The organism is Streptomyces sp. NRRL WC-3626, from assembly GCF_000718785.1.
Taxonomy (GTDB): Bacteria; Actinomycetota; Actinomycetes; order Streptomycetales; family Streptomycetaceae; genus Streptomyces; species Streptomyces edwardsiae.
In genome coordinates, this window is sequence record NZ_JOCA01000015.1 from 82016 (window position 1) to 103667 (window position 21652).

Consider the following 21652-nt stretch of genomic DNA (forward strand, 5'->3'; position numbering starts at 1 on the left):
ATCCCGTCAACCGTCCGCCAGCCGGGCAGGGCGCGCGGCCCTCGCGGGCCGTGGATTACGCTCGGGACCATGGCCGACGCACCGTACAAGCTGATCCTCCTCCGCCACGGCGAGAGCGAGTGGAACGAGAAGAACCTGTTCACCGGCTGGGTGGACGTCAACCTCACCGCGAAGGGCGAGAAGGAGGCGACGCGCGGCGGCGAGCTGCTCAAGGACGCCGGCCTGCTGCCCGACGTACTCCACACCTCCCTCCAGAAGCGCGCGATCCGCACCGCGCAGCTCGCGCTGGAGTCCGCCGACCGTCTGTGGATCCCGGTGAACCGCAGCTGGCGCCTGAACGAGCGTCACTACGGCGCGCTGCAGGGCAAGGACAAGGCGCAGACCCTCGCGGAGTTCGGCGAGGAGCAGTTCATGCTGTGGCGCCGCTCCTACGACACCCCGCCGCCCCCGCTCGACAACGACTCCGAGTACTCCCAGTTCACCGACCCGCGCTACGCGACCCTCCCCCCGGAGGTGCGCCCGCGGACGGAGTGCCTGAAGGACGTCGTCGTCCGCATGCTCCCGTACTGGTTCGACGCGATCGTCCCCGACCTCCTCACCGGCCGCACGGTCCTGGTCGCCGCCCACGGCAACAGCCTGCGCGCCCTGGTCAAGCACCTCGACGGCATCTCGGACGCCGACATCGCGGGCCTGAACATCCCCACGGGCATCCCCCTCTCCTACGAGCTCGACGCAGACTTCAAGCCGGTCACCCCCGGCGGCAAGTACCTCGACCCGGACGCCGCGGCAGCGGCCATCGAGGCAGTCAAGAACCAGGGCAAGAAGAAGTAAGCCCGCACGAGCAAGCCCCCTGCCTGCGGTTTTCCTGCGGGTAGGGGGCTCTCTGCTGCCCTGGGGCCGCCTCTGGGCCGTCAGGTGCTGATTGGGCCGTCAGGTGCGACGAGGCCAGCGGCGAATGCGGATGTCGAGGACGATCAGCAGGGCCGTGGGGATGACGACCCCGGCGGGGGCGTCGGCCCAGAGGGCGAGTGCACCGCCGGCCATGCCGATGAGTGCGGTCGGCAGATCGCGGGGATGGATGTCGACGGTCACGCCAACGCGTGGGACCATAGGGCCCTCCAGCTGTGCTCGGTTCACTTGGCATCGTGATTTCTTGGGCGCGGCAACGGAAGCGAATGCCGCCCCTGGCCGGGCGGCATTCGCATGCCGCGGGAACTTTCCCATAGTCATCACGCACCAGACAAACGTGCAGCTAAATGCCACCCCGCGTGTTCGCGTAGACGGATTGTCCACGATCGTGGACAGCTAGAGCCTTCCAAACTTCCTGGAAGACTTCTAAGTTCTTCCAATCTTTCCAGGAGTCACCTCGTGTCACCCTGTGCCGTCCGGTGCCGCCCCACCTCGTCCCGTGCTGCCCCGTGTCGCCTCATGCTGTCAGGTGACGCCCTGTGTCACCTCGCGTCGCCACCCTGCCCTCTGGGGCATCACCGTTGTTGCTAACCAGTGAAAAATCCCCTCCCTCATAAGGGAAGGGGATTCGGCCAGTGATTACGTTTTCTGAATTACGCGTTCCATCCCCCTTTTTTATTCCGTGATCGGAACACGATTCCCGTAAGCGCTTGCGATTGCCTTCCGTGTACGCTCCTGGCTGGACGGCATGAGATGTGCGTAAACGCGAAGGGTCAGTCCCGGATCTGAGTGCCCCAGATACTCGGCGAGAGCCTTGATGTTCTCTCCAGCGTCAAGAAGCACCGACGCGTAGAAGTGCCGCAGCGCATGCATGCCGTTCTCCCTGGACTCCGCGTATGGCTGGCCGCGATCAGGCACAGGGATGACGCCCGCCGCGGCCAGCGCCGGCTTCCACGCCTCTTCGTTGAGCGACGTGCGCCAGACGTGCCCGCCGCGCGGCCCGGTGAAGATGAGCCGCTTGGTCACCGGAGGACCGTCGGCCACCTTCCACGGCAAGGTGATCTCGACCGGCGGGAACCGCTTCACGTGCGCCCGGAGCGCATCGGCGACGGGGCCGGGAAGCGGCACGTCCCGCAGCTTGCCGCCCTTCGGCGGCGCGAACACGGCCTTGCTACGGCTTAGTTTCAGCTGCTGGACCACGTGGAGCGTGTCCGAGTCGAAGTCGATCGCGTCGACGGCCACGCCCAGGATCTCGCCCTGGCGGAGCCCGCAGCCGCCGCCCAGGTCAACCATGGCTTGGTAGCGCTCGGGCATGGCAGCCCGGACGACGAAGACCCGCTCGGGCGTCCAGGGCCCGACACGCATGTTGTCGACGGTCGGCGGACGGACGGACCGAGCTGCACAAGGGTTCCGGGGAAGGTGCCCGTCGTCCACGGCCGCGCTGAGCGCCGCGCGCACGTTGCGTGGCTGCACGGCTTCCACCGTCCGCGCATCCGATGGGAACGGCGGGCCGGTAGCCACGAAGCGTTCCTCAAACTCGCTTGCTGCCTCATCACCCACCGACAACTCAACTCGCGGCGTTGACCGTTGCAAGTGCCGTTGCCCTGGCAAGAATGCGACATCAACCTCGGAGCACGAGGGTGCTGTCGTAGTTCTGCCAGCCGACCGGGGACACCGCCTGATGAGCTGTTAGCCAATGCACTGCCCATCGCAGGACGGAGCTCATGTCCCCCACCACTACCAACCCAGTCGACGCCGCAGCTCTGCCGACCCCATCGCCGCTGACCGGCTGGCTGGCCGTGGTCTCGGTGATGCTGGGAATCTTCGCCATGGTCACCACCGAGATCCTGCCTATCGGTCTGCTGACCTCGATCGGCTCCAGTTTCACCATCTCGGATGGGATGGCCGGGCTGATGATGACCATGCCGGGTTTTCTCGCGGCGGTCTCTGCTCCTCTGGTCACTGTGGCCACGGCACGCATCGACCGTCGCCTGATGCTGTGCGCCTTCATGCTCCTGCTGGCCCTGGCGAATTTCCTCGCTGCTGCAGCACCCGACTACTGGCTCGTGCTGGTCTCCAGGGTCATGGTGGGGATCACGATCGGTGGGTTCTGGTCGATAGGCGCTGGGCTGGCAGAACGGTTGGTGCCGCCGACCTCGGTCAGCAGGGCAACCCCCGTAATTTTCTCCGCTGTTCCGTTGGGATCCGTCCTCGGGGTACCGACCGGCACCCTCCTCGGGGATCTCGCCGGGTGGCGTACGGCATTCGCGGTCATGGGTGCGCTGACGGTGGGGGTACTGATCATGCTGCTCCTGGTCGTGCCCCCGTTACCTCCCGTCCAGGCCACCCGGCTGAGCGATCTCAGGGGCATGTTCCGCAGTAGCAATACCCGCTTCGCGCTCCTGCTGACGTTCCTGATCGTGCTCGCCCACTTCGGGACCTACACCTATGTGACGCCGTTCCTGGAACGGGTCACCCATGCCGGCGACGGCCTGATCACCATGTTCTTGTTGATCTACGGCACTGCCGGTATCCTCGGCAACTTTCTCGGGGGTGCTCGGGTGGCACAGTATCCGCGGACCGTCTTCGGACTTGCGGCCGGACTCATTGCAGCGGCGACCCTTCTGCTTCCCATGGTGGGCCGCTGGGAGGCTGGTGCTATTGCCCTGCTGATCGTGTGGGGCATCGGCTATGGCGCTGTGCCGGTCGCCTCGCAGACCTGGTTTTCCAAGGCGGCACCGTCTGCCCCCGAAGCGGCATCGGTTCTGTTCACGGCTTCCTTCCAAGCCACGATCTCCATCGGCGCGCTACTGGGGGGAATGGTCCTGGACCGCACCTCTCCATCCGCGGTCATGGTGCTCGGCGGCTGCACTGCGGTAATCATGACCCTGACAGCGGGAGCCCACTTCACCAGGCGTCTCACCTGGCCAGGAAGCGCAGACGCGCACGAGTAGCTAGGCGAGCACGGTCCCAGCCGACACAACCACGCCGACGTCCCCACGCCGAGCGCTTGCCGCCACAAGGTGTTCCGGGAGCCGGGAAGGGGCGTCGATCACCACTTCCTGATCACCGATGACCTTCACGCCCGGCCAGCTCGCTGCGTAGACCGTCCCCTTCGGGGGGTAGACACCGTCCCCGAGGTTCGAGCCCTTGCACTGTTCGATCTCCCAGCCCGGATAGAGCCGCCGCATCATGGTGACCGTCCAGTCAAGGTCCGCCGCCCCCACGCGCCGCCTTGGGCCGATCACAGCTCCGTCGGCAGTCTCCCAGGTAGCCGGCAGGCTGCCCAGCACCTCGCTGGACGGCCACCGCCCGCGTATGGTTCCTCGCCGGAGACGACTCGGTTGAACAAGGGCACCGGACGTACCAGGGCAGGGGGACGGTGAGCAGGAGGCGCTACGTTGCCAGGGGTGTGCCAGGTGGTTACCGAATCTGGGACAACCGAGGACGCCGCTGGTGGGGCGACCTCTACGAGTTGTGCCCTGACGATCTCCTGACCGAGCTCAACGGTCAGGCGGACCAAGCGCGGATCGTCGCGCTGATGAAGCGCTACAGAGCGCAGAAACGATAGACACCGTCGAGTACTCGATGACGGCGCGCACCACAAGCGCACCAGATCGAGCGGGGAACAGCGGGGAACCACGGTGAAAGCCGCCGAGGCCGACGAGGCGGCGCCCGGACCGTTCGCGCAGGTCAGCGACCGAGTCGGCCGCGAATGATCGCAGCTTCCCAGGCTGAGGGCTCCGGCCGTCGTCACGGCCGGCCATGGCCGCTTGCTCTGGTCGACGACAGACAAACCCCGATAGCGTGGCTGAGGCCGCTGGGGGGTACAGCGAGGCACACGCGTGCGTGGTCGTTCGGCGCGCTCGCCGTCGTGGCTGACTGTCGTCGGCTGAGGTTCGTGCCACTGCCGTGCCAGATCCAGGGGTCAGTCACGGTCAACGGGGGCGTCTCGTGGTCGAGTTCTCGGTGGCCCGGCCAGGTATCGAAGCTACAGGTCAGCGCCCCCACTCCCCCGCCTCCCTCCTAAAGCGGGTGTCGCAGGTTCGAATCCTGCCGGGGGCACACCACACGGGACGGTTCGAAGGGGTTGATCCTTCGAACCGGCTTTGCTGCATGCCCACACCCGTGCCACGCGCGGATCATGGAGTCCTGCGCGCTCCCACCGCACCAGTGCCCTGCCGTCAGCCTTCGTGGGGCACCCTCGGGCGGGTGACCGGCACGACGGTGAGGAGGTCGTCCAGCCCTTTGAAGTCGTCGGGGTTGGTGGTGAAGAGGGGAAGGTTCTCAGCCACGGCGATGGCAGCGATCATCAGGTCGGCCACCCGGCGGCGTGGCTTGCGGCCGGCGCTGATCACTGCGGCGCAGATACGGCCGTAGATGCGGGCCGCGTCGGCATCGAAGGGGATGGGGTCGAACTCGTTCTCGGCGCGTTGCAGGACGTCGAGCCTGCGGGCGCGTTCGGCGTGTTCGTCGTAGCTGCTCTGTTCGTCGTTGCGACGAACCTCGTGCGGACCGGCGGACAACTCGGCCAGGGTGATGGCGGTGATCGCCATTTCGTCCGGCAGCTCCTCGGGAGCCACCCACCGGCGCAGAATCATGATGTTGGTGTCGAGGAGGCCCTGCTGATGCGTCGAGCGGTCAGCGGTCATAGGGATCGTCGAGGTAGGTGTCGGCCGTGGCGTCCTGGTCGGCGCGGAACGTGTCGAGGTCGATGCCGGGGGCGGTCCTGGACATCGCGGCAAACTCCTGGCGGGAGACGAACCGACGGCGTCGACGCAGCGGGACGAGCTGGCCGATCGGATGTCCGTCGCGGGTGACGGTGAACGACTGACCGCCCTGTATGGCATCCATGATCTCTCGGGACCGGCTGCGCAGATCCCGCTGGGTAATTTCGGGCTGAACGCTCATACCGACCAAGGTAGCACCCGGTGCTACCAGGTGACACATGACGACTGAAGGCTTGCGCCGACAATCCTTCGGCCGTAACGGCCGGGTATGGCCTTCGCTGGTCGATACGGCTGGACTACGGGTGAGAGAAGGCGTCTGACATCCACAGCTGACATCAACGACGTCGGACGGGGACACACGCCAGCGACTCCGTCAGCCCGTCCCTCCAGTCGCCGACAGCAGCCGGAGCGGGCTCGGATCGAAGGCGGTTGAAGACAAGAAGAGAATCAGCGCCAACTCCGGGGCGGTGTCCGCAGGGTGGCTCGTGCCCTGAGCACCGCCTACAGCTTCTCTTCCCATGGATTGACCACCAGGGCCCCGCCGGTTCGGGCCATGTGTTTGATGTTGCGGGTGGCGACTGTCCACCCGTTGGCCAGAGCGGTGGCGGCGATCAGTGCGGCCGGTGGGTCGATGCTGGTGCCTGCGGCCTTGAGCGCCTTGTGGATGGTCAGGTAGGCAGCCGCTTCCTGTTCACCGATCGGCATCAAAATGCCGACGCTGTTCCTCCGGCAGGGAATCCCGGATGTCACGGATGGTCCGCAGCGGGTGCGGCGACAAGGGCGGTGGGTGAGGCGCACCGCCAGGAGCTGTGGTCATCGGCACCCCTCCGCTTGATCAGAACTGTGTGCTGCCGGTGCGACCACCGTCAGAAGACCCGAGCTTCCCAAGCTCAGGGCTTCGGCCGCCACCGGATACGCAGTGGCCACCTGACGCATGGTTCTGTAGCTTGCCCCCCATGACCGACAACCAAAGGGGCAATGCCGCGTAGGCGCCCGTCAGCCCTGCGGGCCGAACTCCCTATCCGCCCCTGGAGGCGGCGACGGTACCCGTTCATTGATCGCCTTTCAGGATCTTGCATAGCTGACCTGCGTCGGCTAGAGCGGAGCCGCTTCTGGCCCGAAGCCACAGAAGAAGCGTTCTGGCACTGGCAGGCCTATGCCCATGGCCCCCTCAGACAACTTGTAGACCCACTCATAGGTACCGATTGCGGCATCCCGGAGTGCGGGTGTTACGGCGCCGGCTTCCGTGAGCACCTCGAAGCCGTGCTTCACGCACTGCCCAGGAAGAGCGCGCGTGAGTTGCGCGCTCTCGTGTGGGCCCTCGACGGGAAAATTCTGGCAAGGGCCAAGGTCATCCCGGCTGACAGCCTGGACGTGCCGTGGTGGCAAGGTCAGCTCTAGGACCACAGGCGGCCGTTCAGGTGAGACCCTCAGCCGTCCCCACGTCGACAGCCGGCCGCCTATGGACGCTAGTGAACGCCCCTATACAAACCCCACGACCACACCACCACAGTTGGAAAGCATGCGCCCTGAATCAGCACCCACCCGAAGTCCGTATCGCGATCGCCTGTGACAACGTCTCCCCGCACCTCCCTTGGAACTGGGCGAAGACGCCCTGCGCGCGCTCCGCGGCTCCGTACGGGAGGGAGGGTGGAACGGCAGTGGGTACGGTTCTTCGTCCTTGTCCGGCCAGGCAATGACGTACGGCGGGCGGTCTCCGGCCCAGTAGTTCAGTTCGAAGGGAAGCGGTTCGCCGATGTTCTCGATGATGCCGCTGTCCGGCGACAGGCTCAGGGAGCGGACAAGGCGCCCGTCCTCCCACACGGCGAACGCCAGCCAGTCGACGACGCTGTGCATGGCGTGCAGGACGAGCCGTCGGCCGGCGCTTGCCGCCACGAGGTGTTCCGGAAGCTGGGAAGGGGCGTCGATCATCACTTCCTGATCACCGATGACCTCCACGCCCGGCCAGCTGGTGCGCACACCGTCCCCTCCGGCGGGTACACGCCGTCCCAGAGGTTCGTGCCCCCGCACTGCTCGATCTTCCGGCCCGGGTAGAGCCGCCGCATCATGGTGACTGTCCGGTCTAGGCCCGCCTACCTCACGCGCAGCGGCAACCCAGGCACGTCGCCGTCCGCGTACACCAGCAGCCCCGTCTTGGCTCCCAAAGCCCCTCCCCAGAGCGTTACGCCTGACAGTGGGCGCACCCTAGCCACCCGCACTGACAAGCCGGCTCAACCCACCTGCCCGACTGGGCCGTCTCTGGGCCGGCCGAGGCTGCTCGACAATGGCCGACGACGACCAATGACGGCCACCAGGCGCACGCTCCCATCGCCCCTGACCAGCAAAAACCCTGCTCCCCCAAGACCCCCGGCAAGAAGAAGTAGCTTGCTCCACAGCGCCCCCCGTCCGCGTTCCGCGCTGGTGGGGGGCGCTTTTTGGTGGGGTGGGTCTGGGCTAGCCTCGGGGGAGGTCAGTCGTGGAGGATGTGTTCATGCCCGGTTACGACAGTTCGAGGTCCCGGCTGCGGTTGGCCGATCGTCATGTGCGGGTGATCGCCCGGCTCGCCGAGAGGGAGACGCCGAGCCCTGAGCTGTTCCCCTCGCTCGGGGAGCTGCAGGAGCTCGGGCTGGTCGGTGAGGAGGGGGAACTCTCGCCGCTGCTGCGGGAGTTGGTGGAGACTCTTGCCGCTCCCGTGCTCAACATCAGCGTCGAGATCACCGGCGAGGCCGGTCCCGTGCACCACGGTGTCGTCGTCGGGGCGAACACGGTGATCGCGCACGAGGGCTGGCCGGGTGACGAGGAGTCGGAGTACATCCCCGTCGAGCCCAGCACCCTTGTCTTCGAACTCGCCCGCATGGTGTCTCTGCGGCGCGGCGGTGAGGAGCAGCCGGCGGCGGACCGTGTCGTGTCGACCGTGAAAGCGCTGGACGCCGCCTTCGCGGGGCTGGACGCTCCGTCCGGCGATGCCGGGCAGGACCGGGACACGGTGCACAAGGCCGTCACCGACGCCGGTACCTCCGGGGAGTCGGCGGACACCCTGACGGAGCTGATCCTCGCCCTGAACTCGTACTGGCGTGTCACCGTCGCCTGGGACGGGGAGCACGACGGCGGCCACGCGCCGATGTTCCGCAGCCTCGCGGTCTGGGACTGCGGCTCCCGGGGCTACTGGATCCGTGAGCAGCCGGAGGAGCCGATCCTGCCCGGCCAGGTCACACCCGACAGTCCGCTGGAGCTGGTGCGGTCGGACGCCGGGGAGGTCTGGCGGAAGCTGACCGGCCTCATTCCGGAGAAGGCGGAGCTGGGTTCGCGGGCCTGAGAGGGCCTGGGCGAGCCTGAGAGGGCCTGAGAGGGCCTGAGAGGGGTCGCCGCTACTCCGCCCGGTCCGAGAAGTGCTGCATCAGGGCGAAGGGGGACGACAGCGCCGCGCCGGTCAGGGTGAGGACGTCGGTGTCCACCTCCTCCAGCACGATGGCGATGGCGAGGTCCACGGCGTCCACCGGGCCGGTGGCCGTGCAGGCTCTGGCGAGATCGGCCGGGGGGATCTGCCGGCCGAGGGCGACCGAGATCCGGACGCCCTCTCGCTCCAGGACGTTCGCCTTGCCCAGGCCCTCGGAGGAGTAGACGTACTCCCGGCCGTCGTAGGCGATGCGCAGGACCCGGTCATCGCGCTTCAGGGCCTTGGCGTTGAAGCGCAGCTTCGCGTTCCGGCCGTCGAGGGTGAGTTCGGCCTTGAACAGCGACGGCTGTCCCGACCGGCGCTTGCCGCGGAAGACCGTCTCCGGGAAGGCGGGACCGCTCAGCCGGGCGGTGTCCATTCCCTTGGCGAGCGGCCGGTGGAGCGGGCAGCGCTCGACGGTGACGGAGCCGAAGTGTCCGACCTCCCCCTTGAGTCCGGCCGTCGGCAGCTCCTTCTTGGGGGTGTGCTTGTACGGCAGCAGCTCGAATTCCAAGGACTCGGTACTCGTTCCCATGGTGGCCAAGCCCCTCCTCTCTCGCGTGGTGCTAGTCGAACGGGTTGAGCGCGCTGCCCAGTTTTTTGGCGCCGTCGGCGATCTCGTTGCCGAGGTCGCTCGCCTTGTCGCCCACCCACTCGGCGGCCTTGTCGGCGCCCTCCGTGATGTCGTCCCAGTGCTCGACGACCTTCAGGCCGCCGTAGACGAGGCCGGTACCGACGGCGAGGCCGATGGTGACCGGGTTGGGGGCGACCATCGCCGCGGTGAGGGAGGCGTTGAAGCCGACCTCGGCGTAGTTGGCCAGGTAGCCGGCCTTGCTCTTCTCCCACTCCTTGGCGTGGTCCATGGTGGCGATGTTGGCGACGGAGAACGCCGTCGCGCCCGCGGAGCCGACGATGCCGGCTCCGCGCCAGAGTCCGGCGGTCTTCGCCGCCGCGCTGAACCCGCCGGCCTTGCCGACCGTCAACAGGCTGGCCTGACCCGCGCGGGTGACCGCCTGGCCGGAGTGGGTCAGTCCGCCGTACATGCGGGCCATGTCGTCGGAGCCGGCGAAGAAGTTGATGGCCTGGTTGGGGGTGAAGCCCAGGATCTTGGCGTTCATGAAGCCGCGTCCGCGCAGCGCGTCCCAGCCGCCGCCCCAGCGGTCGCCCAGGAAGCCCGAGCTGAAGGGCACGTTGGCGACCCGCTGGTACCGCGGGCTCCGGGAGGCCATGTTGCCGAGCTGGCCGGGGAGCCAGCTGCCGGGGGCGGACAGCGAGCGGATCGGCGGGTTGTAGCTGCCGAGTTTGGTGCCGGCCCAGCGCATGATGGGGTTGCTGCCGGCCGCGGTCCAGCGTGCCGCGAGGGCGTCCTTCATCGGGCCGAGTCTGCCCGTCTTCACCGCGTTGCCCAGCAGGATCTTGGTCCCCGAGAAGCCGCTCGCCAGTGAGACCTGGCCCGCGGCCACCACGTTGAACGCGTCGCTGCCGAACTTGATCATCTCGGTGAGGGTCTCTTCGTGCGGCTCCAGGCCCGGGATCTTCGACAGCGCGTGCGCCTCGAGCCGTGCGACCCAGTCGCCGAGCTTCTCGCCCGGCTGTCGCGCCAGGTCCTTCGCGTTCGGGTCGCCGCTCGCCGCCACCGAGTTGGCGAGCAGCAGGGTCTCCGGTTTGATCCCCTCGCCCTGGTACGTCTCCAGGTCCTTCGCCGTGAAGCCGGCCCACAGCAGCCCCGCCAGCGGGTCGCCGTTCTCCAGCCGCAGGAGGACCGCGCGTTTACGCAGGTCCTTCGCCTCGTCGCGGGTCCAGGGGCGCATCGGCTTCAGCGGTGCCAGATGCCCGCTCACTCCCAGCCCGGCCGCTCGCGTGAATGCCTCGTCGAGGCGGTCCTCCACACCACCGCGCCCGTCCAGGAGTTTCGCCAACTGCTCCAGATCCTCGGGATTCGCCCCCCGAAACGACATGACCGCCCCGTCCCTCGACAACCGGCCTTGGCCTCGGCCGCTCGCGGCTCAGGATAGGCGCTCGAGGCAACCCATGGCTGTTGTGAACGCATCACGCATGCCATGGCTCCCCGAAGAACGGTTTGCCGAGTCGGCAAGCCCGCTCGGGCTTTCGACGCCGGCGTCCGCATCATCGGCGTACGACCACCGCACCCGGAGGAGGGCGCATGAACAGCAACGCCACGGAGATCACGCACCGGCTGGTGCCCTCGGCCGCCGGGCGGGTCCATCTCGTGGAGCAGGGGGCCGGGCCGCTCGTGCTGCTCGTGCACGGGTTTCCGGAGTCCTGGTACTCGTGGCGGCATCAGCTGCCGGTACTCGCGGCGGCGGGGTACCGCGCGGTCGCGATCGATGTGCGCGGATACGGCCGCTCGTCCCGGCCCGCCGCGACGGAGGCGTACCGGATGCTCGACCTCGTGGAGGACAACGTCGCCGTCGTGCGCGCCCTCGGCGAGGAGTCCGCGGTCGTCGTCGGGCACGACTGGGGGGCGAACATCGCCGCGAACTCCGCGCTGGTCCGGCCGGACGTGTTCCGCGCGGTGGGGCTGCTGAGCGTTCCGTACACCCCGCGCGGCGGCCCCCGGCCCACGGACATCTTCGCCCGGATGGGCGGGGACGAGGAGTTCTACGTCTCGTACTTCCAGGAGCCGGGCCGTGCCGAGGCGGAGATCGAGCCGGATGTACGGGGCTGGCTCGCGGGGTTCTACGCGGCGCTGTCCGCCGGCACCATGCCCGCGCCCGGCGCCCCGGATCCGCACTTCGTCGGCAAGGGCGGGACACTGCGCGACCGGTTCCCGAAGGGAGGGCTGCCCGGCTGGCTGAGCGAGCACGATCTCGACGTGTACGCCGGGGAGTTCGAGCGGACGGGGCTCACGGGGGCGCTCAACCGCTATCGCAGCATGGACCGCGACTGGGAGGACCTCGCCGGCTTCGACGGTGCCCCGATCAGCCTGCCGTCCCTGTTCATCGGCGGCGGCCTGGACGCCTCCACGACCTGGCTGGCCGACGCGATCGAGGCGTACCCGGTCACCCTGCCGGGACTGGTCTCCTCCCACCTCCTCGACGGCTGCGGCCACTGGATCCAGCAGGAGCGCCCCGACGACGTCAACCGCATCCTCGTCGACTGGCTGGCCGCGCTCTGACGGCCTCGCGTCCCGTGCACCGGGTATCCCCCTGCGGGGAGGACGCCATGAGAGGACCGCGCTCACCGCGCCGCGGAAGCGAGGACGCGGTCGGCCTCGGCGAGCGCGTGGCGCGGCAGGGATACGGATCGGGCGCGGACATGCCGGCCTGCCGCACAACCCCGCGCAGGGGGCCTGGCGAAGAGCGCGACACCACCGGTCGTGGGGAGTCCGCCTCCGCCAGGCCGTTTCACCGGCCGTCACCGCGCGGGGTCCGTCACCGCGCCGGGGTCCGTCACCGCGCCGGGGTCCGTCACCGCGCCGCGCCGGGGTCCGTCAGTGCGTGAAGGGGCCGGACAGCGACTTGTACGTCATCTTGAGGGTGTTCACCGTGAAGGTCTTCGAGCCCGAGCCGGTGGTACCGGAGGCCGTGCCCTTCAGCAGGTGGATCATGCCGTGGCGGCTGCTGTCCAGCCAGTCGTTGGTGTCGATGAGCAGGTCGGAGCGGCCGTCGCGGGTGTAGTCCGCGAGCTTGACGCTCCAGCCGACGTAGTCGTCGTCCTCGATGCCGCCCGCGACTCCGGAGGTGTTCTGGTCGTACGCCTTGGCTCCGGTGCCGGACAGGCCTCCCGCGCGGCCCAGCAGCACGGTGACCATGCCCGCGTCGCGCTTGCCCACGAGGTCCTCGCCGGGGGCGCCGACGGCGAGGTCGGCGTAGCCGTCGCCGTTGACGTCGCCCGCCGAGACGGAGGCGCCGAAGTGGTCGTCGTCCTCCGAACCGCCGGGCACGCCCGCGGTGTTCTGCGTGAACTTCACGGGCTTGCGCGCGGTGTTCGGGCCGGAGGGGCCGCCGTAGTGGACCGTGACGTATCCCCGCCCGTTGTCCGGGTTCTCGTAGCCGCGTCCGATGGCGAGGTCGCCGTACCCGTCCTTGTCGAAGTCGCCGACGGTGGTGACGGTACCGCCGCCGACCTGATGGCCGAGGTCGTCCGGTACGCGCAGCTGACCGGCCAGCCGGGCGAAGCCCGCGCCTCCGCGGTGGAAGAAGGCACCCATGGCACCGTCGTCGTCCCCGAGGTCGGAGCCGAGGACGTACAGGTCCGTGGCGGCGTCCGCCGTGACCCGGCCCGTGGCGAGCTGGGAGGCGTGCAGGTACTCATAGTCCTCGCCGAGGCTCTGCCAGCCGGCCTTGCCTCCGCTGCGGGTGAACGGGCCTTCGAACAGGATCGCTCCGGCCCGGCTGTGGCTGACCGCCGCGAGGTCCTGGTCGCCGTCGCCGTCGAAGTCACCCGCCACGACGTCCTCACCGAACGAGTCGCCCGAGCCCGCGTACTCCGGCGCGATGGGCGAGTGGAAGACGGTGCCGGAGCCCAGGCCCTTCGACCCGCCCCACACGACGGTCAGTCCGCCGCGCATCTGGATGTCGCCGACGGCCTCACCCGGCGAGGCGACGACCAGATCGGCGTAACCGTCACGGTCGAGGTCGGCGCTCGTCGCGGCGAAGCCCCACTGGTCACCCTCCTCCACCGCGCCCGGGATGCCCGCCGAGTCCTGGTGGATGACCTGGACGCGCGTGCCCGGGCCGCTCGACGTTCCGTACACGACCGTGACGCGGCCGTCCTTGCCGTGCGTCCCGCCCAGCATGACCAGATCGCGGTAGCCGTCGCCGTTGAAGTCGTCGGCGAGCCCGGAGGGCGCCGCGGACGCCGTGGGGGCCATGAGGAGCGGGGTGCACAGGGCCGTCGCGAGTGCCGCCGAGGCGGCGAGGACGGTGCGTGAGGATCGCATGGTTCTCCGAGGTCCCGGAAGCGTCCTGTGGACGGGACGCTTGAACTGGGACCTTGGACGCCCGCGGAGCCTCAATGGTTGTACGCCGACGCTCCCGTCTTTCCGTCCTCTTCGGCATCACGGCGGGACGCCCCGGCCCGGCCGGCGCTCACGGGTGCATCCGCGCGCCCTTGAGGATCTTGTCCACCGCGTTCTTCGGGCCGTGGACCGCGAGGCCCACCAGGTCCAGGTCCGTCGTGGGTACGGCGCGGACCGCCGCTCGGTTGGCCTCGTCGTGGCCCGTGGTGAAGAGGTCGGAGGTGAAGACCGCTCGGGGGAGGGAGCGGGTGAGGGTGCGGGTGTGGGCCGACCGCAGGACTTCCTTCGGGCCCTGGAAGACCAGGACGGGCTGGCGGAACATCGGCAGGTACGGCACCGCGTCCGCGTCCGCGTAGGGCTCCCCGATCAGCTCGGGGAGCTCGGTGCCCAGGCCGCTGACCAGGAACGCGGTGACGTTGAGGCGCTGCCAGGGTTCCAGGTCCTCACGCAGCAGTACGGCGATCTTCGTGTCGAAGCGAGTGCTCATGGGATGAGACTGCCGATCGGGCCGGGGCCGCGTCTTGTACGTTGTTTGCATGGCCTCACAGGCGAGCGTCTCCGCCTGGCGGCCCCGTGTTCCGGGTGTCGTCGAGGTGTTCCACGCCCGCTTCACCGAGTACGCCTATCCGATGCACGTCCACGACGCGTGGACGCTGCTCATCGTGGACGACGGCGCCGTACGGTACGACCTCGACCGGCATGAGCACGGCACCCCGCACGACACCGTGTCCCTGCTGCCGCCGCACGTCCCGCACAACGGGGCTCCCGCCACCGCCGGCGGTTTCCGCAAGCGGGTGCTGTATCTCGACGGGAGTCATCTCGCCGAGGGGCTCATCGGGGCCGCGGTCGACCGGCCCGATCTGCGCGATCCGCTGCTGCGGCGGCGAGTCGGACAGGTGCACTCCGCGCTCGTACGGCCGGGGGACGAGCTGGAGGCGGAGAGCAGGCTGACGCTGGTCGGGGAGCGGCTGCGGGAGCATCTGCGGTCCCGGGAGGCCGTCGGCGTACCCCGGCGGGATCCCGTACTGGCGCGGCGGCTGCGGGAGTTGCTCGACGAGCGGATCGTGGAGGGCGTCGCCCTGGCGGAGGCGGGCGGGACGCTGTCGGCCCATCCGGCGCATCTCGTACGGGCGTTCAGCGGGGCGTACGGCATCGCGCCGCACCAGTACCTGATGTCGCGGCGGGTCGGCAGGGCCCGGCGGCTGCTGCTGGAGGGACGCTCACCGAGCGAGGTCGCCGTCGCCGCCGGGTTCTACGACCAGGCGCATCTCACCCGGCACTTCCGCAGGCTGGTGGGGGTCACTCCGGGTCGTTACCGGGCGACGGGCGCCGCAGCAGGTGGGTGAAGGCGTCCAGGTTGCGGGTGGACTCGCCGCGTGAGACGCGCCAGTCGTACTCCTTGCGGATCGCCGAGGCGAAGCCCAGCTCCAGGAGGGTGTTGAAGCTGCCGTCGGCGGCCTCCAGGACCTGGCCGAGGAGGCGGTCGAGTTCGTCGGCGGTGACGGCGGAGAGGGGCAGGCGGCCGGTGACGTAGATGTCGCCGAGCGGGTCGACGGCGTAACTCACGCCGAAGAGCTTGAGGTTGCGCTCGAGGAGCCAGCGGTGGACGCCCGCCTCGTTCTCGTCGGGGTGGCGGACGACGAAGGCGTTCAGGGAGAGCGTGTGCCGGCCTGCGATCAGGGACACGGTGGTGGAGAGCTTGCGGGTGCCGGGGAGTTTCACGACGTAGCTGCCGGGCGCGGGACTCTCCCACTCCAGCTCGGCGTCCTTCAGGACGCCCTCGATGACCCGCTCCGCCTCCGTCGCCCTGTCAGCCATGGTGCGAGCGTACGTGACGGCGGTGGGCCTGGGTCGCGGCCGCGTAGACGTCGGCCGTGGCGCCGGCGGCGGTGTCCCAGCCGAAGGACTGGGCGTGCCGGGCGGCGGCCTCGCCCATGCGGTCGGCGAGGTGCGGGTGGTCGGCGAAGTCGCGCAGCACGCGCGCGTACGCGTCGGGGTCGTGTCCCTGGACGAGGAAACCGGTGTGCCCGTCCCGTACGGCGACGGGGAGGCCGCCGACCGCGGCCGCGAGGACGGGGGTGCCGGCGGCCTGCGCCTCTATGGCGACCAGGCCGAAGGACTCGCTGTAGGACGGCATGACGAGCACGGACGCCGCGCGGAACCAGTCCGCGAGCTGTTCCTGCCCGACGGGCGGCCGGAACCGTACGACGTCGGCGATGCCGAGCCGCGCGGCGAGCTTCTGCAGCCCCTCCGGCTTGGCGAGGCCGCTGCCGCTGGGGCCGCCGACGACGGGGACGCAGAGGCGGGAGCGCAGCTCGGGGCGTTCGCCGAGGAGGGCGGCCACCGCGCGCAGCAGCACGTCGGGGGCCTTGAGGGGCTGGATGCGGCCGGCGAAGAGGGGGATCAGCGCGTCGGGGGGCAGGCCGAGGCGGGCCCGCGCGGCGGCGCGGCCGTCGGCCGGGCGGAAGCGGGACAGGTTCACGCCGGGGTGGACGACGGCGACCTTGCCGGGGTCGGCGGCGTAGTGCCGTACGAGCTCGTCGGCCTCTTCGGCGGTGTTGGCGATGAGCCGGTCGGCGGCGTTGACGATCTGGGTCTCGCCGATGACGCGGGCGGCGGGCTCGGGGGTGTCGCCGACGGCGAGGTTGGCATTCTTGACCTTGGCCATGGTGTGCATGGCGTGGACGAGGGGGACGCCCCAGCGCTGGGCGGCGAGCCAGCCGACGTGGCCGGAGAGCCAGTAGTGCGAGTGGACCAGGTCGTAGTGGCCGGGGCGGTGGCCGGCCCAGGCCTGCATCACGCCGTGGGTGAAGGCGCACAGCTGGGCGGGCAGCTCCTCCTTGGCGAGGCCTTCGTAGGGGCCCGCGTCGACGTGCCGGACGAGGACGCCGGGGGCGAGCTCGACGGCGGGCGGGAGGGCGGCGGTGGTCGCGCGCGTGAAGATCTCGACCTCGATGTTGATCGCGGCGAGGCGCTGCGCGAGTTCGACGATGTAGACGTTCATGCCGCCCGCGTCGCCGGTGCCCGGCTGGTGGAGCGGGGAGGTGTGCACGGAGAGCATCGCCACGCGGCGGGGTTTGCGGTGCAGCCGCAGCCGCGCGGGCGCGGCGGGGGAACGCCGTCCGAGCCTCGCGATGTACTGGCTCACGTGGCGTTCCTCCTCGCTGCGGGCATGGCTGACGGAGGGTGTCCGACCCTCGGCGGGGTCAACGCCGGAAGCGTCCGTTCCCATTTCCGGACGACGTCCCCGGTTCCGGCTTTTTGCCAAATCATTACCGGGGGTCGCTCAACCGTTCGAGTGTGGGCCGCGTCACCCCCGTCGGTGACGGTTCCGGGTACCCGCATACTCGTCCCTATGACCGCCCGCACCGCCTCCAGCCCCGTCGGCACGGTGACACGCGGGACCACGAATCCCAACCGGCTGCGCCGCATGGACCGCTGGATCGCGGCCACGCACGGCGCGGAGCTGCGCCGCGCGGCCGACCCCGTCGCGGTCGACCTCGGCTACGGGGCGGCGCCCTGGACGGCGGTCGAGCTGCTGCACCGGCTGCGGACCGTCGCACCCCGCACGCGCGTGACGGGCGTCGAGATCGAACCGGCCCGGGTCGCGGCGGCACGGCCGTACGAGCGCGACGGGCTGACCTTCCGGCACGGCGGCTTCGAGCTCCCGGTGGCCGGGCGGCCGGTGCTGGTGCGCGCGGCGAACGTGCTGCGCCAGTACGACGAGGCCGAGGTGGCCGCCGTATGGGCGCGGCTGTGCGGGCGGCTCGCCCCCGGCGGGCTGCTGGTCGAGGGGACCTGCGACGAGATCGGGCGCCGGCACGTGTGGGTCGCCCTCGGTCCGCGAGGTCCGCGCACCGTCACCTTCGCGACCCGGCTGGGCTCGCTGGAACGCCCCTCCGACCTGGCGGAACGCCTGCCGAAGGCGCTCATCCACCGCAACGTCCCGGGTGAGCCGGTGCACGCCTTCCTGCGTGACTTCGACCGCGCGTGGGCGAGCGCGGCGCCCTATGCCTCGTACGGCGCACGGCAGCGGTGGATCCGGGCGGTACGGGATCTCGTGACCGCGGGCTGGCCGGTGACGGACGGGCCGGCGCGGTGGCGGCAGGGGGAAGTGACGGTGAGGTGGGAGGCGTTGGCGCCTCGGGGGTGACGCGGTGGATGCCTGCCGGTGGATCTCCCGCCAGGCGGAGACATCGGGAACGATCTCCCTGAGTCGTTCGTCACACGTACGGGATGATCGCTGTGCCGGGGAATGCCGGGAAGGGACGGAAGGGAAGTACTCCCCCTGTCGTTTCGCGCGCGGGCATGGCAGCATCCCCCGGGTGACAGGATGTTACTGACGGTTAATCAACGGGGGAGTGAATCATGGGACCGGGCAAGCACGGGTTGCTCACAGCGGCCGTGACCGTGGTCTGCGCGGTCACCGTACTGGCACTGCCCGGCACGGCGTTCGCGGCTCCCACTCCCCCGCCACCCCCCGGTACGGCCGCGAGCGTCACCGTGGTCGACGAGGAGGACACGGCGCTCGAGGCCGTACGCGAGAAGCTGGAGAAGCTCTACCGCGAGGCGGCCGTCGCCACCGACGAGTACAACGCCGCCGATGAGAAGGCGCGGCAGCAGTCCGCCCAGATCGTCGCGCTGGCGAAGAAGATCGTCGAGGGCCGGGAGAGACTCGACGAGCTGAAGAGCCGCGCGGGCGCCGCGGCAGCCGCCCAGTACCGCGGGGGCGGGCTTCCGCCCGAGGCGCATCTGATGCTGAGCGACGACCCGCAGGACTTCCTCGACGGCGCCGGCCGGGTCCTCCAGGGGGAGCGCGCGACCAATGGACTGCTCGGAGAACTGACGCGTACACAGGAGGACTTGGAGCAGTACGCGCAGGACGCCGAAGGGCAGATGAAGAAGCTGGAGGCGGGCCGCAAGGCCAAGGCCACGGCACAGAAGAAGATCGAGAAGCGGATCGAGGAAGCCGAGAAGCTCGAGTCCGCGCTGGCGAAGGAGGAGAAGGAGCGCCTGGCCCGGCTGGAGCGCCGGGCCGCCGACGCCGCGCAGGCCTCCTGGCTGAGCTCCGGCATCCTCGACGACATCAAGGGCGAGGCGACGCCCCGGGGCAAGAAGGCCGTCGCCTACGCCACCGCCCAGATCGGCAAGCCGTACCAGTGGGGCGCCGAGGGCCCGAAGACGTACGACTGCTCCGGACTGACCTCGCAGGCCTGGATATCGGCCGGCCAGGGCATCCCGCGGACGTCGCAGGAGCAGTGGAAGCAGCTGACGCGCGTCGCCGTCGAGGACATGCGCCCCGGTGACCTGGTCATCTACTTCGACGACGCCAGCCATGTGGGGATGTACGTCGGCGACGGCACCATCGTCCACGCCCCGCGCCCGGGGCGGACGGTGACGCTCGCGGGGGCCGGATCGATGCCGATCCTCGGGGTGGTACGGCCGGACGCGTAGGCGAAGGGGAGGGTTCGCCCCCCTGGTCGCCGCCGGTCGGTCCTCTGGCCGGCCCCTCAACTGCCCGGTGACCTGGCCCACGTGACCCATCGCACGTCGATCTTGGCGTCAAATCCCGTGCGGACGTGACGTTCGTCATTCCCCCCGCGTCCGCGGCCTGTCCAACTGCGGCAGCAAACGCGGCATATGACAGCGGTCGATGGCGCAGCCGGGTGGCTCACGCCATTCCGCTGCGGCGCCGTCACCCGCTATGGTCCCCGTTCGAAGGGGGCGTCCTTCGCTCGCACACGGAGGTGGGAGCGGGGCACAGGGCCCATGGCCGTCGCCCCCACCGTGCCCTCGGGGGGAGGGAAGGAACCCGGAACAATGCCCGCACCCGTACCGCGGCAGAGAGCGATCCCGGCCGCGGAAAGTGGTCAGGCGCCGGCCGCTTCACCGAACGGCGGCTCCGCCCAGGACTCCTCGGAGACCAGGGCGCCGGCCCCCCGCGCGGCGGACCCGTCCGAGCACACCACGGACCGGGCCGGCATCGCGCCGGGCGGGTCCGGGACGGCCGCCACGCCCACCGCCCTCACCCTGCTGCTGATCGAGGACGACCCCGGCGGGTCGTCGATCGTGCCGGAGCCGGTCGACCAGTCCGGCAGGCCGATCCGCGTCCGCACCGCCCGCAACCTCACCGAGGCCGAGCGGCTGCTGACCGACGACGTGCACTGCATCCTGCTGGACCTGGCGCTGCCCGCGCCGGGCCGGGCGGGCGACGGCGGTGACGAGCTGGCCGTGCTCAAGCACGTCCTGGAGCTCGCGCCCCGGCACGCCGTGCTCGCCCTCACCGGAGCCGACGACGCCGAGCGCGGCGCGGAGGCGGTCCGGGTGGGCGCCCAGGACTATCTCGTCCGCGACGAGCTCGACGGCCGGCTGCTGAGCCGGGCGATCCGGTACGCGGTGGAGCGCAAGCGCTCCGACTCGGCCGAGCGGCGCCTCGCGGAGGGCCGCGTGCGCGCCCAGGAGAACCGCCGGCTGGAGCGCGGCCTGCTGCCGACGCCGCTGCTGGACGGCTCCCCGCTGCGGTTCGCCGCCCGCTACCGCCCCGGCCGCTCCCGCGCCCTGCTCGGCGGTGACTTCTACGACGTCGTCCGCACCCCGGACGGCACCGTGCACGCCATGATCGGCGACGTCTGCGGGCACGGCCCGGACGAGGCCGCCCTCGGGGTGGAGCTGCGCATCGCCTGGCGCGCGCTGACCCTCGCGGGCCTCTGCGGGGACCAGCTCCTCGGCACGCTGCAGGAGGTGCTGGAGCACGAGCGGTCCGACGACGAGATCTTCGCGACGCTGTGCGCGGTGGACATCGCGCCGGACGGGCGCCGGGCCGGCCTGTGCCTGGCCGGCCACCCGTCACCGCTGCTCGTCCGCCCGGGCCTGCCCGCGCGACTGCTGCCGTACGACAACAACGGCCCGGCGCTCGGCCTGCTGCCGGGGGCCCGCTGGCCGCGGACGCAGGTGGAGCTGGGCGGCGAGTGGAGCCTGATGCTCTACACCGACGGTCTGATCGAGGGCCGGGTCGGCGACACCGGGGAGCGGCTCGGCCAGGACGGCATGGTGGAGATGATCCGCCGCCAGCTCTCCGAGGGGCTGCGCGGGGAGGAACTGCTGCGCACCGCCGTCAACGAGGTCCGGGACCTCAACGGCGGCGAGCTGACGGACGACGTGGCGGTACTGCTGCTGGACCGGGCGGTGTGACGCCCCCGCCTCAGCGGCCGCCGTTGTACGGGCCGTAGGGGCCGTCGCTGCTGGAGCCCCTGCGGGGGCGCCCGCCGCCGGAGAGGCCGCGCAGCGCGGGGCGGACGTCGACCATGTACACGATGGTCGCGATCAGTCCGATGATCGGCAGGAACGACAGGATGTTGAAGATCAGGTTCACCACGAAGGCGATGGCCAGAATGATCAGCCAGAACGGCTTGGTCTGCTTGTCGGCCGCGCGGTAGGCGTCCTCGCGGCGCGTCGCGGCGTCGAGCAGCGCGAAGCCGCTGAACACGATCAGGGCCAGGCTCAGCAGCCACATGAACCCGGCGAAACCCTGCATCAGCACTACGTCCACCACCCGACTAGGCTCGTCCTCTACGCCGTCACCGTACCCGCATA

22 protein-coding genes and 2 pseudogenes are annotated in these 21652 nt (G+C 70.1%); 10 read left to right on the plus strand and 14 right to left on the minus strand.

Annotated elements, in window-relative coordinates:
• The first annotated feature begins 69 nt into the window (after nucleotides 1-69).
• Entirely contained in the window at nucleotides 70-831 is a 762-nt protein-coding gene (locus tag IF28_RS0122645; protein ID WP_030223465.1) for a phosphoglyceromutase, read from the plus strand.
• Nucleotides 832-930: 99 nt separating this feature from the next.
• Here IF28_RS0122645 and IF28_RS0122650 read toward each other — a convergent pair whose 3' ends face one another.
• Both IF28_RS0122650 and IF28_RS0122655 read right to left on the minus strand, forming a co-directional pair.
• Nucleotides 931-1092 carry a hypothetical protein gene (locus IF28_RS0122650; RefSeq protein WP_234325324.1) on the minus strand — a complete coding sequence of 54 codons (162 nt, stop codon included), beginning with the start codon at nucleotides 1090-1092 and terminating at the stop codon, nucleotides 931-933.
• Between the two features lie 492 nt (nucleotides 1093-1584).
• Nucleotides 1585-2370, minus strand: a pseudogene (locus IF28_RS0122655) (tyrosine-type recombinase/integrase); the annotation flags it as partial.
• Between IF28_RS0122655 and IF28_RS37970 the strand changes: the two are divergent.
• Nucleotides 2359-2493 (plus strand): annotated as a pseudogene (locus IF28_RS37970) (IS5/IS1182 family transposase); the annotation flags it as partial. The pseudogenes IF28_RS0122655 and IF28_RS37970 sit on opposite strands and share 12 nt — an antisense overlap.
• A gap of 140 nt (nucleotides 2494-2633) precedes the next feature.
• Nucleotides 2634-3863 carry an MFS transporter gene (locus IF28_RS0122660; protein WP_030223473.1) on the plus strand — a complete coding sequence of 410 codons (1230 nt, stop codon included), beginning with the start codon at nucleotides 2634-2636 and terminating at the stop codon, nucleotides 3861-3863.
• Here IF28_RS0122660 and IF28_RS0122665 read toward each other — a convergent pair whose 3' ends face one another.
• Entirely contained in the window at nucleotides 3864-4136 is a 273-nt protein-coding gene (locus tag IF28_RS0122665) for a DUF6928 family protein (protein WP_199809027.1), read from the minus strand.
• Nucleotides 4137-4291: 155 nt separating this feature from the next.
• Between IF28_RS0122665 and IF28_RS39930 the strand changes: the two genes are divergently transcribed.
• Entirely contained in the window at nucleotides 4292-4480 is a 189-nt protein-coding gene (locus IF28_RS39930) for a hypothetical protein (RefSeq protein ID WP_078621339.1), read from the plus strand.
• 613 nt (nucleotides 4481-5093) lie between these two features.
• Here IF28_RS39930 and IF28_RS0122670 read toward each other — a convergent pair.
• From IF28_RS0122670 to IF28_RS39935, 4 genes are all read right to left on the minus strand, one after another.
• Nucleotides 5094-5561: a type II toxin-antitoxin system VapC family toxin gene (locus IF28_RS0122670; protein WP_030223477.1), complete on the minus strand. Its 468-nt coding sequence runs from the start codon at nucleotides 5559-5561 to the stop codon at nucleotides 5094-5096.
• Complete coding sequence (locus tag IF28_RS0122675; protein ID WP_030223479.1) at nucleotides 5551-5820, minus strand: type II toxin-antitoxin system Phd/YefM family antitoxin; 270 nt, start codon at nucleotides 5818-5820, stop codon at nucleotides 5551-5553. The genes IF28_RS0122670 and IF28_RS0122675 overlap by 11 nt, the downstream gene beginning before the upstream one ends.
• A gap of 320 nt (nucleotides 5821-6140) precedes the next feature.
• A complete protein-coding gene (locus tag IF28_RS0122680) occupies nucleotides 6141-6389 on the minus strand; it encodes a hypothetical protein (RefSeq protein ID WP_199809028.1) in 249 nt (82 codons plus the stop codon).
• A gap of 732 nt (nucleotides 6390-7121) precedes the next feature.
• A complete protein-coding gene (locus IF28_RS39935) occupies nucleotides 7122-7619 on the minus strand; it encodes a DUF6928 family protein (protein ID WP_234325325.1) in 498 nt (165 codons plus the stop codon).
• A gap of 511 nt (nucleotides 7620-8130) precedes the next feature.
• On the opposite strand from IF28_RS39935, the gene IF28_RS0122690 reads away from it, so the two are divergent.
• A complete protein-coding gene (locus tag IF28_RS0122690; protein WP_030223485.1) occupies nucleotides 8131-8955 on the plus strand; it encodes a hypothetical protein in 825 nt (274 codons plus the stop codon).
• 52 nt (nucleotides 8956-9007) lie between these two features.
• Here IF28_RS0122690 and IF28_RS0122695 read toward each other — a convergent pair whose 3' ends face one another.
• Together IF28_RS0122695 and IF28_RS0122700 are read right to left on the minus strand one after the other, a co-directional pair.
• The gene (locus IF28_RS0122695; RefSeq protein WP_030223486.1) at nucleotides 9008-9610 is read right to left on the minus strand and encodes a hypothetical protein; all 603 of its coding nucleotides are present in this window, start codon (nucleotides 9608-9610) and stop codon (nucleotides 9008-9010) included.
• A gap of 31 nt (nucleotides 9611-9641) precedes the next feature.
• On the minus strand, nucleotides 9642-11033 hold the full coding sequence (locus IF28_RS0122700; protein ID WP_030223488.1) for a hypothetical protein: 1392 nt from the start codon (nucleotides 11031-11033) through the stop codon (nucleotides 9642-9644).
• A gap of 206 nt (nucleotides 11034-11239) precedes the next feature.
• Between IF28_RS0122700 and IF28_RS0122705 the strand changes: the two genes are divergently transcribed.
• Nucleotides 11240-12214, plus strand: a complete 975-nt coding sequence (locus IF28_RS0122705; protein ID WP_030223491.1) for an alpha/beta fold hydrolase — start codon at nucleotides 11240-11242, stop codon at nucleotides 12212-12214.
• 315 nt (nucleotides 12215-12529) lie between these two features.
• Here IF28_RS0122705 and IF28_RS0122710 read toward each other — a convergent pair whose 3' ends face one another.
• Nucleotides 12530-13981, minus strand: coding sequence for an FG-GAP and VCBS repeat-containing protein (locus IF28_RS0122710; protein ID WP_030223492.1), 1452 nt, complete (start codon nucleotides 13979-13981; stop codon nucleotides 12530-12532).
• Nucleotides 13982-14129: 148 nt separating this feature from the next.
• The gene (locus tag IF28_RS0122715) at nucleotides 14130-14597 is read right to left on the minus strand and encodes a DUF2000 domain-containing protein (protein ID WP_078621341.1); all 468 of its coding nucleotides are present in this window, start codon (nucleotides 14595-14597) and stop codon (nucleotides 14130-14132) included.
• Between IF28_RS0122715 and IF28_RS0122720 the strand changes: the two genes are divergently transcribed.
• Nucleotides 14596-15405, plus strand: a complete 810-nt coding sequence (locus tag IF28_RS0122720) for a helix-turn-helix transcriptional regulator (RefSeq protein ID WP_030223497.1) — start codon at nucleotides 14596-14598, stop codon at nucleotides 15403-15405. The two genes, IF28_RS0122715 and IF28_RS0122720, sit on opposite strands and share 2 nt — an antisense overlap.
• Here the strand turns inward: IF28_RS0122720 and IF28_RS0122725 are convergent.
• Together IF28_RS0122725 and mshA are read right to left on the minus strand one after the other, a co-directional pair.
• Nucleotides 15359-15877 carry a YbjN domain-containing protein gene (locus IF28_RS0122725; RefSeq protein ID WP_030223500.1) on the minus strand — a complete coding sequence of 173 codons (519 nt, stop codon included), beginning with the start codon at nucleotides 15875-15877 and terminating at the stop codon, nucleotides 15359-15361. The two genes, IF28_RS0122720 and IF28_RS0122725, sit on opposite strands and share 47 nt — an antisense overlap.
• Nucleotides 15870-17207 (minus strand): D-inositol-3-phosphate glycosyltransferase, encoded by a 1338-nt coding sequence (mshA, locus tag IF28_RS0122730; protein WP_030223502.1) that lies wholly within the window; start codon nucleotides 17205-17207, stop codon nucleotides 15870-15872. The genes IF28_RS0122725 and mshA overlap by 8 nt, the downstream gene beginning before the upstream one ends.
• Before the next feature lie 207 nt (nucleotides 17208-17414).
• Between mshA and IF28_RS0122735 the strand changes: the two genes are divergently transcribed.
• The 3 genes from IF28_RS0122735 (at nucleotide 17415) to IF28_RS0122745 (ending at nucleotide 21250) form a co-directional block, all read left to right on the plus strand.
• On the plus strand, nucleotides 17415-18212 hold the full coding sequence (locus IF28_RS0122735) for a class I SAM-dependent methyltransferase (protein ID WP_030223505.1): 798 nt from the start codon (nucleotides 17415-17417) through the stop codon (nucleotides 18210-18212).
• Nucleotides 18213-18427: 215 nt separating this feature from the next.
• Nucleotides 18428-19513, plus strand: coding sequence for a C40 family peptidase (locus IF28_RS0122740; protein ID WP_030223507.1), 1086 nt, complete (start codon nucleotides 18428-18430; stop codon nucleotides 19511-19513).
• Nucleotides 19514-19879: 366 nt separating this feature from the next.
• Nucleotides 19880-21250, plus strand: coding sequence for a PP2C family protein-serine/threonine phosphatase (locus tag IF28_RS0122745; protein ID WP_030223509.1), 1371 nt, complete (start codon nucleotides 19880-19882; stop codon nucleotides 21248-21250).
• Nucleotides 21251-21260: 10 nt separating this feature from the next.
• Here the strand turns inward: IF28_RS0122745 and IF28_RS0122750 are convergent, their stop codons facing one another.
• Complete coding sequence (locus IF28_RS0122750) at nucleotides 21261-21593, minus strand: DUF2516 family protein (RefSeq protein ID WP_030223512.1); 333 nt, start codon at nucleotides 21591-21593, stop codon at nucleotides 21261-21263.
• Nucleotides 21594-21652: the final 59 nt, after the last annotated feature.

Coding starts and splice junctions, on each gene's coding strand:
- IF28_RS0122645 (WP_030223465.1), top strand. CDS start 70: ATGGCCGACGCACCGTACAAGCTGATCCTCCTCCGCCACGGCGAGAGC.
- IF28_RS0122660 (WP_030223473.1), top strand. CDS start 2,634: ATGTCCCCCACCACTACCAACCCAGTCGACGCCGCAGCTCTGCCGACC.
- IF28_RS0122670 (WP_030223477.1), bottom strand. CDS start 5,561: ATGACCGCTGACCGCTCGACGCATCAGCAGGGCCTCCTCGACACCAAC.
- IF28_RS0122675 (WP_030223479.1), bottom strand. CDS start 5,820: ATGAGCGTTCAGCCCGAAATTACCCAGCGGGATCTGCGCAGCCGGTCC.
- IF28_RS0122690 (WP_030223485.1), top strand. CDS start 8,131: ATGCCCGGTTACGACAGTTCGAGGTCCCGGCTGCGGTTGGCCGATCGT.
- IF28_RS0122695 (WP_030223486.1), bottom strand. CDS start 9,610: ATGGGAACGAGTACCGAGTCCTTGGAATTCGAGCTGCTGCCGTACAAG.
- IF28_RS0122700 (WP_030223488.1), bottom strand. CDS start 11,033: ATGTCGTTTCGGGGGGCGAATCCCGAGGATCTGGAGCAGTTGGCGAAA.
- IF28_RS0122705 (WP_030223491.1), top strand. CDS start 11,240: ATGAACAGCAACGCCACGGAGATCACGCACCGGCTGGTGCCCTCGGCC.
- IF28_RS0122710 (WP_030223492.1), bottom strand. CDS start 13,981: ATGCGATCCTCACGCACCGTCCTCGCCGCCTCGGCGGCACTCGCGACG.
- IF28_RS0122720 (WP_030223497.1), top strand. CDS start 14,596: ATGGCCTCACAGGCGAGCGTCTCCGCCTGGCGGCCCCGTGTTCCGGGT.
- IF28_RS0122715 (WP_078621341.1), bottom strand. CDS start 14,597: ATGCAAACAACGTACAAGACGCGGCCCCGGCCCGATCGGCAGTCTCAT.
- IF28_RS0122725 (WP_030223500.1), bottom strand. CDS start 15,877: ATGGCTGACAGGGCGACGGAGGCGGAGCGGGTCATCGAGGGCGTCCTG.
- IF28_RS0122735 (WP_030223505.1), top strand. CDS start 17,415: ATGACCGCCCGCACCGCCTCCAGCCCCGTCGGCACGGTGACACGCGGG.
- IF28_RS0122740 (WP_030223507.1), top strand. CDS start 18,428: ATGGGACCGGGCAAGCACGGGTTGCTCACAGCGGCCGTGACCGTGGTC.
- IF28_RS0122745 (WP_030223509.1), top strand. CDS start 19,880: ATGCCCGCACCCGTACCGCGGCAGAGAGCGATCCCGGCCGCGGAAAGT.
- IF28_RS0122750 (WP_030223512.1), bottom strand. CDS start 21,593: ATGCAGGGTTTCGCCGGGTTCATGTGGCTGCTGAGCCTGGCCCTGATC.